Origin of the sequence: Bauldia sp., from assembly GCA_037200845.1 — a bacterium.
GTDB lineage: Bacteria > Pseudomonadota > Alphaproteobacteria > Rhizobiales > Kaistiaceae > DASZQY01.
Genome location: JBBCGQ010000001.1, coordinates 162,552 through 176,800 on the forward strand (window position 1 = coordinate 162,552; position 14,249 = coordinate 176,800).

Below are 14,249 nucleotides of genomic sequence, written 5' to 3' on the forward strand. Positions count from 1 at the left end.
GGTGCTTAGCGAAATAGTAACTCCGGTCAGCGAAGTTTAATAAATGATCACCAGAGCGAGAGATTCCGGTACCGGCGCGTTCCTGCCGGCCGGGCAGATACCGATGAACCTACGCCTGCTCGCCATTGCCGCCGTCGCCCTCGCGGGCCTGACCGGCGCCGCCGTCGCCCAGTCCGCCGCCACCAATATCGGCACCTACAAGGACTGGAACGCGTTCACCTCGTCGGATGGCGGCAACAAGATGTGCTTCGTCGCCACCCAGCCGACCGACTCGAAATATTCGCAGCCCGCCTCCGGGCGCGACCCCGCCTTCTTCCAGATCACGCGCATCCCGGCCGGCGGCCGCGTCAACGAAGTGAGCTCCATCGCCGGCTATACCTTCGCCGCTAACGCCGACGTGACGATCGACGTCGACGGCGCCAAGTTCAAGATGTTCCTCGACGCCGCCCACCCCGACACCGCCTGGTCGGTGGCCGAGACCGAGGCCGCGCTGGTCGACGCGATGAAGAAGGGCCACGTCATGACCATGACCGGCACCTCCAAGCGCAACACGGTGATCACCGACACGTACTCGCTGTCAGGCATCAGCGCCGCGCTGGATGCTGTGACGAAGGAATGCCCGTAGCGCTTCCTGGAGGAGGAGAGACACCCCTCCCCAAAATGGCTTCGCCATTTTGACCCTCCCGCAAGGGGAGGGTTCATCCTTGTTGGACGACCTGGACTCCGCTTGAGCCCTCCCCTTGCGGGAGGGCCAAAACCGCAAAGCGGTTTTGAGGGAGGGGTGTGCCAGCCCAACCCGCCATCGCAGCAAAGCTGGCCACACTCATATCTTGCGCTATAACCCCGCCATGCCACCCGAAGCCGCCCATGTCCCCGCCCCCGCCGGCAAGCCGTCGCTTGTCGGGCTGACGCGCGCCGGCCTTGCCGACGCGCTCGCCGGCATCGGCATCCCGGCGGCGCAGGTGAAGATGCGCGCCGGCCAGCTCTGGCACTGGATCTACCTGCGCGGCGCCACCGATTTCGGGCAGATGACGAATGTCTCGAAGGACCTCCGCGCCACGCTCGCGGATCACTTCGCCATCGCGCGGCCGGAGATCGTCACCGAGCAGATTTCCAACGACGGCACGCGCAAATGGCTGCTGCGTTTCCCCTCGCGCGGCGCCGGCCGGCCCGTCGAGATCGAGACCGTGTACATCCCCGAGGAAGGCCGTGGCACGCTGTGCCTGTCGAGCCAGGTCGGCTGCACGCTCTCCTGCACGTTCTGCCACACCGGCACGCAGAAGCTCGTGCGCAACCTCACGGCGGAAGAAATCGTCGGCCAGATCCTGCTCGCCCGCGACCGCCTCGGCGATTACCCGCAGACGACGCCGATCGAAGGCGATGTCCCTTCCACCGGCCGCATGGTGTCGAACGTCGTCATGATGGGCATGGGCGAGCCGCTCTACAACTTCGACAACGTCAAGGATGCGCTGCACATCGCCTCCGACGGCGAAGGCATCGGCCTGTCGCGCCGCCGCATCACGCTATCGACCTCCGGCGTCGTGCCGATGATCCCGAAGGCCGGCGACGAGATCGGCGTCATGCTCGCGATCTCGCTGCACGCGGTGCGCGACGAACTCCGCGACGAGCTCGTGCCGCTCAACAGGAAATATCCGATCAAGGATCTGCTCGCCGCCTGCCGCGCCTATCCCGGCCTGTCGAACGCGCGCCGCATCACCTTCGAGTACGTGATGCTGAAAGGCGTCAACGATTCACTCGCCGACGCGCGCGAGCTGGTCCGCCTGCTTGCCGGCATCCCGGCGAAGATCAACCTGATCCCGTTCAATCCGTGGCCGGGCAACAGTTATGAATGCTCGGACTGGGGCCAGATCGAAAAGTTCGCCGAGATCGTGAATGCGGCGGGCTACGCCTCGCCGATCCGCACGCCCCGCGGCCGCGACATCCTCGCCGCCTGCGGCCAGCTCAAGAGCGAGAGCGAGCGCATGAAAATCCGCGAGCGCATGGCGCTGGAAGCGATGATCGCGCCGGCCTAGCCCCGCCCCGCTTCCCCCGCGAACGCTGGGGAAGCGGAGAAGCGGGGTGGGTCAGAACTTCTTGTTCAAGCCGACTTTGACGATGCTGCCGGTGTTGTGGATCGTCCAGCCGAAGGCGGGCGTCCCGACATCGGGATTCATCTGCAATCCGCTGACCAGCTTCGAGCCCAAGTCGAAGTACTGATACTCGGCCTTGATCGACCAGTCCTCCGCGAGCGCCATCTCGACGCCGGCGCCGGCGGTCCATCCGGTCTGGAAGCCGGTGTGCGACGTGAGGACGGCGGCGGGGCTCGGATCCAGGTTCGACATCGGGATGTACGGATCGTTCGCCGTCGCGTGGACGTCGGCCATGATCACGCCGCCGCTGAGGAAGCCGAGGAACTTGCCGTTGGTGACGCCGACGCGGGCGCGCACCGCGCCCGCGAGGCCGCCGACTGCGGTGACCACGGTCGACGAGTCCAGTGACGAAGAGGCCGTGCCGCGGAAGCCGAGGTAGCCGACGTCGCCTTCCACGCCGAGCACGGCCGAACCGGCCTGCCAGTTGTAGCCGACCTGGACGCCGCCGACCGGCCCGGTCGTGCGGGCGGAGAACGTATCGCCGGGCGCGTTGTAGAAGCCGTCGCCAACGTCGGTGTCGGTTGCCGTCGCCGTGCCGAAGGCGCCGCCGAGATTGACGCCGGCATAGGCGCCCGCCCACGTGCGCGGCGCCACCATCGCCGGCGGGCTCGGGAAGCTGAGGTCGGCGCCGCCGCTGCTGTCCATCGCGCCCTGATTGAAATGATAGTTGAGACCGACGCGCAGAATGTTGATGTGGCTCGGGGCCGAGATGTTTTCGGAAAAGAACGGCGCGAAGCTTCCCTCGTAGAAGGTGTTGTAGTCGGCCGCCGCGAGGTCGACGTAGAGATACTCGCCCTTGAGCGACCAGCCGCCGCCGAGTTGCGTTTCGCCGCCGACGCCGATCGTCCAGCCCGGCACCACCATGCTGCCCGAGCCTCTGGAAATGTCGCGGTTCGTGGTGCCGTCCTGCAGGTAGTAGTGCAGCGTCGAGTTGCCGCTCACCTGGCCGAAGGCGAGACCGCCGGTCACGTAGAGCAACGTGTTGTTGGTGATCAGCGTGCCGACGCGGCCGCGGACGGTCGCCAACCAGTCGACACTGGTGTGTTCATCGATGGTGGACGGGTAGAGACTCGGAAACACGCCGGAGAAGTTGCGCGTCGCCGTGCCGGAAAGCGCGCTGAGGTCGCTTTCGAATCCCCACACCATGCCGCCCGTCTGGATGTCGGCGCCGATCTGGCCGCCGCCGATGACGCCGGTGCTGCTCGCCGGGCCGTTGCCGAACGGATTGACGAGATAGGCCGGATCCTGGTCCGACGGCGGCAGAAACACGTCCTGCCACTCGCCCTGTCCGAGCAGGACAAAGTCGGTGTTGTTGGTCTGCCCGCCGATGTTGATGCCGGCGTGCCAGCCCGACCATGGGCCGCCGGACGCCAGCACAGGAGTAGTGACCGCGAGGCCGGCAAAAGCCAGGCCGATCAGGCTCAGATTTCTCATGGGTATTGGCCCCGATTTTTACGAAAACGAATCAACCGCCGCGGGGTCAGTCGGCGCCTAATTTCCCGTCAGGGATGTATAGTACTGCACACTCGCACTACGCATTTTTACCGCGTGTGCGTCAGGATCAGCTTCACCGCGAAGGCGCCGAGCACGCCCGCGAACAGCCAGTCGACGATCCGCGTCGCGCGCGACGACGTCTTGAGCAGCGCCGCGATCCGGTCGGCGCCGAGAATGAAGGCGCCGCAGACCGGGATGTTCGCCACCATGAACACCAGCCCGAGGAACAGCATCTTGCCGGCCGCATGCGGATCGTCGGCGGAGACGAACTGCGGCAGGAAGGTCACGAAGAAGATGATGACCTTCGGATTGAGCAGGTTGATCAGCAGCCCCTTGAGGAACACGGCCCGTAGGCGCTCCGCCCGCGCGCCGGGCATCAGCGACAGCGACGAGCCGTGGCGGATGGCGTCGATCGCGAGGTAGGCGAGGTAGGCGGCGCCGGCAAATTTGAGAATGGTAAACGCCGTCGCCGACGCCGCGAGCAGCGCCGACAGCCCGAGCGACACCAGCACCGAGTGGATCGCGACGCCCACCGAAACCCCGCCGAGCGCCGCGAATCCGGCCTTCCGCGACAGCGCGATCGTCTTCGACAGGAAGAACGTCATGTCCGGGCCGGGCGTCAGCGCCAGCACGATCGAGGCAGCGGTAAACGCGGCGACAACCGGCAGCGCGGGGACGAAATCGGCGAGCATCAACGACTTATAACCGGCGCCCGCGCTATAAGGGAGCCGCCCGTGGGAGTGCGTAAGCGTTGACCCTGCCGGAAGAAAACCCGCCGCGGCGTCTCGGCGGCCACGTATGGCCGAAGGGCTGGCTGCACGCCGATTCGCCGGCGCTGATCGCCAACCCGCTGGCGCAGGCGGCGATCGCCGTGCTCCTGCTGTCGCTTCTCTTCCTGGTTTTCCCCGGCCTCGACATCTGGTTCTCCGGCCTGTTCTACGACGGCAAAGGTTTCCCGACGGGCGACCTCGGCGCCTTCGTCGCGCTGCGCGCTCTCGGCAACAACCTGACGTTTTTCGTGGCGCTCGGGCTGGTCCTGGTGCTCGTTCTCAAGCTGGCGCTGCCCGAGCAGCAAAGCTTCATCCCGCCGCGCGACACGCTCTTCGTCCTCGGCACGCTGATCGTCGGGCCGGGCATCGTCGTCAATCTCATCTTCAAGAATAACTGGGGCCGCCCGCGCCCTACCGCCGTCGATATCTTCGGCGGCAACCATCCCTTCGTCGGCGCCTGGCACATGAGCGACGCCTGCGCCTCGAACTGCTCGTTCGTCTCCGGCGAGGCGTCGTCCGCGATCTGGCTGATCACGCTCGCCGTGCTGCTGCCGCTCGCATGGCGGCGTCCGGCGCTGCGCATCCTCATCGGCCTCGCCGTTCTCTTGTCGCTGAACCGCGTTGCCGCCGGCGGGCATTTCCTCTCCGACGTGCTGCTCGCCTGGGCGATCACGCTGGCGGTCATCGCCGTCGCCTGGCGCTTCCTCTACGTGACGCCCCCGGCAGTGCTCACCGATCCCGTCCTCGAGGCCGGCCTGACCCGCGCCGGCTTAGCCATCCGCGATTTCGCGCGCGCGGGCGCCCGCCGCATCGGCGCGATGCGCCCGGCCAAGCCGCCGGCCGACCCGCCCGCGCCACCCGCGGCTTGAGGCGACCTCCCGCCCGTCCTATAAGCCCGCACTCGTTTCCGGGGAGCGTACCCAATGGCTGACGTGAAGAAGGTCGTCCTCGCCTACTCCGGCGGTCTCGACACATCGATCATCCTGAAGTGGCTGCAGACGACCTACGGCGCCGAGGTGGTGACCTTCACCGCCGATCTCGGCCAGGGCGAGGAGCTCGAGCCGGCGCGCCGCAAGGCTGAGCTGATGGGCATCAAGGAGATCCACATCGAGGATCTCCGCGAGGAGTTCGTCTGCGACTTCGTCTTCCCGATGTTCCGCATGAACGCCCTTTACGAAGGCGTCTATCTCCTAGGCACCTCGATCGCGCGCCCGCTGATCGCCAAGCGCCTGGTCGAGATCGCGCACGAGACCGGCGCCGACGCCATCGCCCACGGCGCTACCGGCAAGGGCAACGACCAGGTCCGCTTCGAGCTCACCGCCTACGCCCTCGATCCGTCGATCAGGATCATCGCGCCGTGGCGCGAGTGGCAGTTCAAGTCGCGCACCGATCTGCTCGACTTCGCCGAGAAGCATCAGATCCCGGTGCCCAAGGACAAGCGCGGCGAAGCACCCTTCTCCGTCGATGCCAATCTTCTGCACTCCTCGTCCGAGGGCAAGGTGCTGGAAGATCCGTGGGTCGAGCCGCCGCCCTACGTCTTCCAGCGCACCATCGCCCCCGAGGATGCACCGGACAAGGCGACCAGCGTCGAGATCGAATTCAGAAACGGCGATCCCATCGCCATCGACGGCAGGGCGCTGTCGCCGGCCGCGCTGCTGACCGCGCTGAACGCGCTCGGCCGCGACAACGGCATCGGCCGCGTCGATCTCGTCGAGAACCGCTTCGTCGGCATGAAGTCGCGCGGCATCTACGAGACGCCCGGCGGCACGATCCTGCACGTCGCCCACCGCGCCATCGAATCGCTGACCCTCGACCGCGACGCCATGCACCTCAAAGAATCGCTGATGCCGCGCTATGCTGAGCTGGTCTATTACGGCTTCTGGTTCGCGCCCGAGCGCATCATGCTGCAGAAGCTCGCCGACGAGAGCCAGATCAACGTCGAGGGCACGGTTCGGCTGAAGCTCTACAAGGGCAACGTCATCGTCACCGGCCGCAAGTCGCCGAAGTCGCTCTACTCCGACGCCCTCGTCACCTTCGAGGACGACCGCGGCGCCTACGACCAGAAGGACGCGGCCGGTTTCATCCGCCTGAACGCGCTCCGCCTGCGTACGCTGGCGGCCCGGGACCGCAAGAAGCCGTAGGGCTTGCGGCGAAAAGCCGGCCTCGCCTTAATCACGCATTAAGCCGCACCTGCCAATGCTCGCCAAACGCGCGAGCATTGTTCAGCGGTCGTAAAAAGCGTGACCAGGTCGGACGCAAAACGCCAGCCGGAGGCAATGGCCGACAACGACATGTCGCCCGCGGCCCTCACGGCGTTCCTCGAGAAGCTCGACGCCGGCGCCTGCATCTGGGACGCCAGGCTGCGCCTGGTTGCGTGGAACTCCGCCTACCAGCGCGTGCAGGCCGTGCCCGACCGCATCCTGAAACGCGGCACCCGGCTCGCCGAAATTCTCGATCACACGCCGCGCGTCATCGACGATCCGCGCAACGGCGAAGAGACCGAGCAGGGCGCGCTCCGCGGCCTCGCCGAGCGCGGCAAGCTCGACCTCGACCGCATCTACGCCGACGGCCGCACGATCTCGGTCACCTACGACGCCTTCGGCGACGATCACTGGCTCGCCGTCTACCACGACGTCACCGAGCAGCGGAACGACGTGCGGCTGCTGCGCGTCAGCGAGCACGAGGTGCGCCGCCAGCACGCCCAGCTCGACGCCTCGCTCGACAGCATGTCCTATGGCTTCGTCATCTGGGACGACAGCTTCAACATCCTCGTCTGCAACGACCAGTTCCGCCGCATCTTCAGCCTGCAGGGGAACCTCAGTCCCGGCACGTCGCTCGCCGAGGTTTGCCGCCTGTCGAGCGTCGCCGGCAACTGGCCCGACGTGTCGGCGGAGGAACTTACCCGGCTGTACCGGCAGCGCATCGGCGAGACGCGCGATCCCGCCAAGCCGCAGCTCTACGAGATCGAGCTGCAGGGCCGCACCATCCGCTCGACCTATACCCGCAGCCCGGGCATCGGCTGGGTCGTCACCCACCAGGACATCACCGAAGACATCGCCCGCGTCCGCCAGCTCGAGGCGCGCGAGCACGAGCTTGCCCGCCAGAACATGCGCTTCGCCGTTGCCGTGAACAGCATGGCGCAGGGTCTCTGCATGTTCGACGCCGAGCAGCGGCTGGTCATCTGCAATCCGCAATATGCCCGCATGTACGAGCTGCCGCCGCACATGGTCACCCCCGGCACCAAGCTCGACGATATTCTCGACTACCGCCTCGCCCACGGCATGTACCCCGAGGACGCCGACGCCTATTTCAAGCGCCGCCGGCAGATCGCCGCCTCCGGCGAGGACGGCGTCGACATCTCCGAGCTGCGCAACGGCCGCGTCATCTCGATGCTGCATCACCCGATGCCCGACGGCGGCTGGGTGTCCACCCACCAGGACATCACCGAGCAGCGCCGCCACGAGACCCACATCCGCCATCTCGCACGCCACGATACGCTCACCAACCTGCCCAACCGGCTGATGTTCTCGGAGACCATGCAGGCGGCCGAGCAGCGCATCCGCCGCCGCGAGCGGCTCGCCGTCCTCGCCGTCGATCTCGATCATTTCAAGATGGTCAACGATACGCTCGGCCACGGCGTCGGCGACAAGGTGCTGGCCGAGGTCGGCAAGCGGCTGCGCTCCTGCTGCCGCGAGGGCGACGAAATCTCCCGCCTCGGCGGCGACGAATTCGCCGTGCTCACCGGGCCGCTGGAGGCGCCGCGCGATGCCGCCGCGATCGCCGAGCGCATCATCACCCGCATGGCCGAGCCGTTCGACATCGACGGCCACTCCATCGTCATCGGCGCGTCGATCGGCATCGCCGTGGCGCCCGGCGACGGCACGACCAGCGAGGCGCTGCTCAAGAATGCCGACCTCGCGCTCTACCGCGCCAAGAACGGCGGCCGCAGCGCCTACCATTTCTTCGAGAGCGGCATGGACGCGGCGCTGCAGGAGCGGCGCGCGCTGGAGGTCGGCCTGCGCCAGGCGGTCGCCAACCGCGAGTTCCGCCTCGTCTACCAGCCGCTGTTCAACCTAGCGGAGGGCCGCATCTGCTGCCTCGAGGCGCTGCTGCGCTGGCACCGGCCGGAGCGCGGCATCGTCCCGCCGAGCGAATTCATCCCCATCGCCGAGGACACCGGCCTCATCGTCACGATCGGCGAATGGGTGCTGGTCGAGGCCTGCCGCGCCGCCGCCGCCTGGCCGCAGGATGTGCGCGTCGCGGTCAACCTCTCGACCATCCAGTTCCGCCACCGCAACCTGTTCAACCACATCAAGACCGCGCTCGCCGTCTCCGGCCTCAAGCCCGAGCGGCTGGAGATCGAGGTGACCGAGTCGCTGCTGCTCGCCGACGTCGAATCCACGATCACGACACTGCACCAGCTCCGCGCGCTGGGCGTGCGCATCGCCATGGACGACTTCGGCACCGGCTACTCGTCGCTTTCCTACCTGCGCTCATTCCCGTTCGACAAGATCAAGATCGACCAGTCGTTCGTGAAGGAATTGTCGGCCAAGGAAGACAGCCGCGCCATCGTCACCGCCGTCATCGGCCTCGGCCGTTCCCTCGGCATGGCGACCACCGCCGAGGGCGTCGAAACCGAGGCCCAGTTGGAACTCGTCCGCCAGCAGGGCTGCACCGAGGTGCAGGGCTTCCTGCTCTCACCGCCGCTCCCCGCCACTGCCGTCTCAAAACTGTTCGGCGAACAGGCCGGCATGGACGAATGGATGCGGACGCTGCGGAAGACGGCGTAGCCGGCCCTCACCCTCTTTCTCTAGGCTCACCGTGCTCGCCAGAAGAAAGAGCCCTCTCCGACAGGTGGGGGGCGGACAAACCAATAGCGTGGCACGTCCCCTCTCCCACCTGTGGGAGAGGGCTTCGCCTCTTATGAGCGCAGCGAATTAGAGGCGAAGGGTGAGGGGGCAACGGCGCCCGCCATGGACGCCCTACTCCGCCAATCCCGCAATCCGCAGCCCATCGAGATACCTTGCCAGCACCTGCGGCTCGATGAACTTCAGTGTCTCGGCAACCTTGGCGATGGTCAGTCCCGGCCGCGTCTTGGTCAGCACCACGGTCGCCGCACGCGCATCGTCGATCCGGCCGGCGAGCGCGTAGTACGCGGCAAGGTCGCGATAGGCCCACGTCATGCCGGCCTTCTCGCGCACGCCCTTGAGCGTCCACTCGATCGCCTCGTCGTAGCGCCCCTCTACGAAATGCGCGAAGCCCATGCCGTTGAGGCTGTTGAACGAGAACGGATCGAGCGGCGACAGGCGCAGGGCATGCTCGAAGGCGGCGATCGCGGCCTCGGCATGGCCGCGGTATGCCTCGATGAAGCCGCGCCGCGACCACGCCCATGCGTAGTTCGGATCGAGCGTCAGCGCGCGATCGGTAAAGTGACTGGCGCGGTCGAGATCGCCGAGCAGCAACGTGGTGGCGGTCGCAAGCGCGCTGAGCGCGGTCGGATCGTCGCTCACCATCTCCGCCGCCGCCTCGATCAGCACGCGGCTTTCCGCGCGCGTCTTCTCCACATCGTCGGTCCACGAGTAGATGACGTGCTGCGCCCTCGCCCACGCCGCCACCGCGATGGCGCGCGCGTACCCGGGATCGAGACGCCGCGCCTCGTCGAGCAGGCGGATCGCCTCGGCATTTTCCTCGCGCCGGTGCGCCCACAGGTGCGGCAGCGACCGCATCACCAGGTCGTACGCCGCGAGACTCTCCGGACGCTTGCGCCGGGCCAGCGCGATCTCCGCGAGCTGTATCGACGGGTTCACCGCCCCGGCGACCTTCTCGGCGATCTCGTCCTCGAAATCGAACAGGTTGTCGACCTGCCCGTCGTAGGAATCGGCCCACAGGTGCGCGCCCGAATCGGCGTCGATCAACTGCGCCGTAACGCGCACGCGGTCCTGCGACTTGCGCAGCGAACCTTCCAGCACGTAGCGCACACCGAGCGCCCGCGCGATGTCGCGGATGTCGGCGGCGCGGCCCTTGTAGGCATAGGACGAGTTGCGCGCGATCACCTTGAAGTCGCGCACCCGCGACAGCGTCGCGGTAATTTCCTCGACGACGCCGTCAGCGATCGAGTCGGCGGAGGGATCGCCCGACATGTTGTCGAAGGCGAGCACCGCGATCGACGGCCGCCCGCTCCTCGGCATCTCCGGCGCCAGCGGCGGCACTTCCGGCGGCGGCGGCGCCACGCGCCCCGTCTGCTTGGCCGGAGCCATCGGCCGGTGCGCGAAGCCGACGATGCGGTTGCCGGCATTCTCGGCGCGCGGCCCGAGACCGCGCCACAGCCAGATCTCGAACTGCTCCTCCATGTTCTTGAACTCGACCCACTCCGTGCGGTCGAATTCCTGCGTCAGCGGCTTCGCCAGTTGCCAGCGCACCGAGTGCGTGATCGCGATGCCGCCCGGCGGCGCCGCCTGCTGCAGCCGCACGACGAAGCCGACCGCCGATCCGAAGCGGTCCTCGCCCGAGACGAAAACGTCGGCGAGCCCGACGCCGAGCCGCACCTCGATCGCGTCGATGGTCCGCCCGGCGTTCCGGTCCGCCATCGCGGTCTGGAACGCGATCGCCCAGCGCACGCTGTCCTCGACGTTGGGAAACTCGATCAGCGCCCCGTCGCCCATCGTCTTGAACATCGTGCCGCCGTGCTCGTCGAGCGTCGGCCGCAGGATCCGCATGCGGATGCGGGCGAGCGCCAGCAGCGTCCCGCGCTCGTCGCGCTCCATGTGGCGCGTGTAGCCGGCGACGTCCAAAGACGCCAGAACGGTCAGCTTGCGTTGGGCGCGCATGCTGCAATCCGTCCGGTATGGAGGTCTGGGCCGGTCAGCCGAAACATCCCGCTTCCCTAAGGGAATATCGCCGCCCAGCCAAGGGTAATTGCCCGTTTACGGCAGTCATTTAGCTGTCGTTTGCGTTTGCGGCGCCGCTCACTATATTGCGCCGCAAACAAGCCTCCCTCCGCGCCGTCGGCGCATCCGGGAATTGGATCGGGCGCGGCCGCCGGCCGGCGCCCTTTTTTGGTGAACACAAATGGCCCTCCGCAACGTCGCGATCATCGCCCACGTCGACCACGGCAAAACGACCCTGGTCGACCGGCTTCTGCAGCAGTCCGGCGCCTTCCGCGAGAACCAGAAGGTCGCCGAGCGCGTGATGGACTCCAACGACCTCGAGCGCGAGCGCGGCATCACCATCCTCGCCAAGGCGACGTCGGTGGTGTGGAAGGACGTCCGCATCAACATCGTCGATACCCCCGGCCACGCTGATTTCGGCGGCGAGGTCGAGCGCATCCTGTCCATGGTCGACAGCGCCATCATCCTGGTCGACGCCGCCGAAGGGCCGATGCCGCAGACCAAGTTCGTGCTCGGCAAGGCGCTGAAGATCGGGCTGCGCCCGATCGTGTGCATCAACAAGGTCGACCGCCCCGACGCCCGCGTGCAGGAAGTCGTGAACGAGGTGTTCGACCTCTTCGCCGCCCTCGACGCCACCGAGGAGCAGCTCGACTTTCCGATCATCTATGGCTCGGCCAAGCAGGGCTGGATGGCCGACAGCCCGACCGGCGCCAAGGACGAGGCGATGGCGCCGCTGTTCGACCTGATCCTGAAGCACGTTCCCGAGCCGACCATCGAGCCCGGCCCGTTCCGCATGCTGGGCACCCTCATCGAAGCCAACCCCTACCTCGGCCGCCTTATCACCGGCCGCATCTTCGCCGGCAGCGTCAAGGCCAACCAGGCGGTCAAGGTCATTGACCGCGAGGGCAAGGTCGTCGAGAGCGGCCGCGTGTCGAAGATCCTCGCCTTCCGTGGCATCGAGCGCGTGCCGATCGACGAAGCCGACGCCGGCGACATCGTCGCCATCGCCGGCCTGCCCAAGTTCAACGTCGCCGATACGCTTGCCGCGCCGGAAGTCACCGTGCCGCTGCAGGCCCAGCCGATCGACCCGCCTACGCTGTCGATGACCTTCATGGTCAACGACAGCCCGCTCGCCGGCACCGAGGGCGACAAGGTGCAGAGCCGCGTCATCCGCGAGCGCCTGTTCCGCGAGGCCGAGGGCAACGTCGCGCTCCGCGTCGACGTCGCCCCGAATTCCGACGCCTACGTCGTCTCCGGCCGCGGCGAATTGCAGCTCGCGATTCTCATCGAGACCATGCGCCGCGAGGGCTTCGAGCTCAGCGTCTCGCGCCCCAAGGTCGTGTTCCAGGAGGACCCCAAGACCGGCAAGATGCTCGAGCCGATCGAGGAAGTCGTCATCGACGTCGATGAGGAATACGCCGGCGTCGTCATCGACAAGCTGTCGCAGCGCAAGGCCGACATGATCGAGATGCGCCCGTCGGGCGGCGGCCGCATGCGGCTGGTATTCCATGCGCCCACCCGCGGCCTCATCGGCTACCAGGGCGAGTTGATGACCGACACCCGCGGCACCTCGGTGATGAACCGCCTGTTCCACGCCTACGCCGAGTACAAGGGCGACATTCCCGGCCGCCGCAATGGCGTGCTCATCTCCAACGAATCGGGCGAGGCCGTCGCCTACGCCATGTGGAAGCTGGAAGACCGCGGCCCGATGATGATCGAGCCTGGCGCCAAGGTTTACCGCGGCATGATCGTCGGCGAGCACACCCGCGACAACGACCTCGAGATCAACGTGCTGAAGGGCAAGCAGCTCACCAACATCCGCGCCGCCGGCAAGGACGAGGCCGTCCGCCTCACCCCGCCGATCCGCATGACGCTGGAAAAGGCGCTCGCCTGGATCGACGACGACGAGCTGGTCGAGGTGACGCCGACCTCGATCCGCCTCCGTAAATCTCTCCTCGACCCGAACGCGCGCAAGCGCGCCGACCGCGCCGGCGCGGCGTAGCCCCAGCATTTCCAACGCCCGCAGCAAGCCTGCAACACTGCGGCAAAAAACCTTAAGCCTGCGCGCCGTTCCCTCTTTGCAGCCGGAACCGCGGTGATAAGCTTTCGTTCATGACGACGCAGGTCATCGGCGTGAGACGAGCTGAAGTCCGTGACGCGGAAGCGATCACGGCGGTCCACGACACCGCGTGGCGCTTCGCTTACGACGGCATGATCCCGGCCAAGGAACTGACCCGAATCATCGCCCGCCGCGGGCCGCGCTGGTGGGACCGCGCCATCCGCCGCGGCACCGCGATCCTGGTGCTCGAGGTCGGCGGCAGCATCTGCGGCTACGCCACGGTCGGCGCGAATCGCGCCCGCAACCTGGCGCAGAAGGGCGAGGTCTACGAGATCTACATGAAGCCGGAATACCAGGGCGTCGGCCTCGGCACGCGGCTCTTCCTCGCCGCCCGCCGCGAGCTCGCCCGATTCGGTTTCGACACGGTCGTAGTCTGGGCGCTGGCCGACAACGAGAACGCCTGCCGCTTCTATCGCAACGCCGGCGGCCGCAAGGTCGCCAAGGCGAACGAACGCTTCGGCGAGGTCGCGCTGACCAAGGTCGCGTTCGCCTGGGGCAAGGCGTCGGCGGCCTAGGTCACTTCGCTTCCCACATCTCGACGATCGCGGCGAGCTGATCCGGCGCGCCCGCGATTCGCATCTGCTTCACCCGCTGCGCCGCGCCGCGCACCAGCGTCACCGCCGACTTCGGCCGGCCGAATGTCTTGGCCAGAAGCGCGATCAGCGCCGCGTTCGCCGCGCCATCCTCCGGCACGGCCCGCACGCGCGCCAGCGCGACTTCGCTGCCGTCCGACAGCGCACCGACCCCGTCGACCGAATCGCGGCTGGCCTTGGGCGTCAGCCGGACGGACAGGACGATGCCGTCCGCCTCGCGCCGGAAGCAGGCCAAG

The 14,249-nt window shown here is 67.3% G+C and carries 11 protein-coding genes; 7 read left to right on the top strand and 4 right to left on the bottom strand.

The window, feature by feature from the left end:
• The first annotated feature begins 43 nt into the window (after positions 1 to 43).
• Together WDM94_00805 and rlmN are read left to right on the top strand one after the other, a co-directional pair.
• Positions 44 to 625 (top strand): invasion associated locus B family protein, encoded by a 582-nt coding sequence (locus tag WDM94_00805; GenBank protein ID MEJ0011167.1) that lies wholly within the window; start codon positions 44 to 46, stop codon positions 623 to 625.
• 223 nt (positions 626 to 848) lie between these two features.
• On the top strand, positions 849 to 2,033 hold the full coding sequence (gene rlmN, locus WDM94_00810; protein ID MEJ0011168.1) for a 23S rRNA (adenine(2503)-C(2))-methyltransferase RlmN: 1,185 nt from the start codon (positions 849 to 851) through the stop codon (positions 2,031 to 2,033).
• 51 nt (positions 2,034 to 2,084) lie between these two features.
• On the opposite strand, the gene WDM94_00815 is transcribed toward rlmN, so the two are convergent.
• Both WDM94_00815 and WDM94_00820 read right to left on the bottom strand, forming a co-directional pair.
• The gene (locus WDM94_00815) at positions 2,085 to 3,584 is read right to left on the bottom strand and encodes an outer membrane beta-barrel protein (GenBank protein MEJ0011169.1); all 1,500 of its coding nucleotides are present in this window, start codon (positions 3,582 to 3,584) and stop codon (positions 2,085 to 2,087) included.
• Between the two features lie 107 nt (positions 3,585 to 3,691).
• On the bottom strand, positions 3,692 to 4,336 hold the full coding sequence (locus WDM94_00820) for a LysE family translocator (protein MEJ0011170.1): 645 nt from the start codon (positions 4,334 to 4,336) through the stop codon (positions 3,692 to 3,694).
• A gap of 59 nt (positions 4,337 to 4,395) precedes the next feature.
• On the opposite strand from WDM94_00820, the gene WDM94_00825 reads away from it, so the two are divergent.
• The 3 genes from WDM94_00825 to WDM94_00835 all read left to right on the top strand — a co-directional run bounded on the left by WDM94_00825 (position 4,396) and on the right by WDM94_00835 (position 9,204).
• Entirely contained in the window at positions 4,396 to 5,283 is an 888-nt protein-coding gene (locus tag WDM94_00825; protein MEJ0011171.1) for a phosphatase PAP2 family protein, read from the top strand.
• A gap of 54 nt (positions 5,284 to 5,337) precedes the next feature.
• Entirely contained in the window at positions 5,338 to 6,555 is a 1,218-nt protein-coding gene (locus WDM94_00830) for an argininosuccinate synthase (GenBank protein ID MEJ0011172.1), read from the top strand.
• A 99-nt stretch (positions 6,556 to 6,654) separates the two neighbouring features.
• Positions 6,655 to 9,204 carry an EAL domain-containing protein gene (locus tag WDM94_00835; GenBank protein MEJ0011173.1) on the top strand — a complete coding sequence of 850 codons (2,550 nt, stop codon included), beginning with the start codon at positions 6,655 to 6,657 and terminating at the stop codon, positions 9,202 to 9,204.
• A gap of 192 nt (positions 9,205 to 9,396) precedes the next feature.
• On the opposite strand, the gene WDM94_00840 is transcribed toward WDM94_00835, so the two are convergent.
• Positions 9,397 to 11,241 carry an adenylate/guanylate cyclase domain-containing protein gene (locus WDM94_00840; protein MEJ0011174.1) on the bottom strand — a complete coding sequence of 615 codons (1,845 nt, stop codon included), beginning with the start codon at positions 11,239 to 11,241 and terminating at the stop codon, positions 9,397 to 9,399.
• A gap of 241 nt (positions 11,242 to 11,482) precedes the next feature.
• On the opposite strand from WDM94_00840, the gene typA reads away from it, so the two are divergent.
• Positions 11,483 to 13,303, top strand: coding sequence for a translational GTPase TypA (gene typA / locus WDM94_00845; GenBank protein MEJ0011175.1), 1,821 nt, complete (start codon positions 11,483 to 11,485; stop codon positions 13,301 to 13,303).
• Between the two features lie 110 nt (positions 13,304 to 13,413).
• Entirely contained in the window at positions 13,414 to 13,935 is a 522-nt protein-coding gene (locus WDM94_00850; protein ID MEJ0011176.1) for a GNAT family N-acetyltransferase, read from the top strand.
• Between the two features lies 1 nt (position 13,936).
• Here the strand turns inward: WDM94_00850 and WDM94_00855 are convergent, their stop codons facing one another.
• A complete protein-coding gene (locus WDM94_00855) occupies positions 13,937 to 14,248 on the bottom strand; it encodes a DUF167 family protein (protein MEJ0011177.1) in 312 nt (103 codons plus the stop codon).
• Position 14,249: the final 1 nt, after the last annotated feature.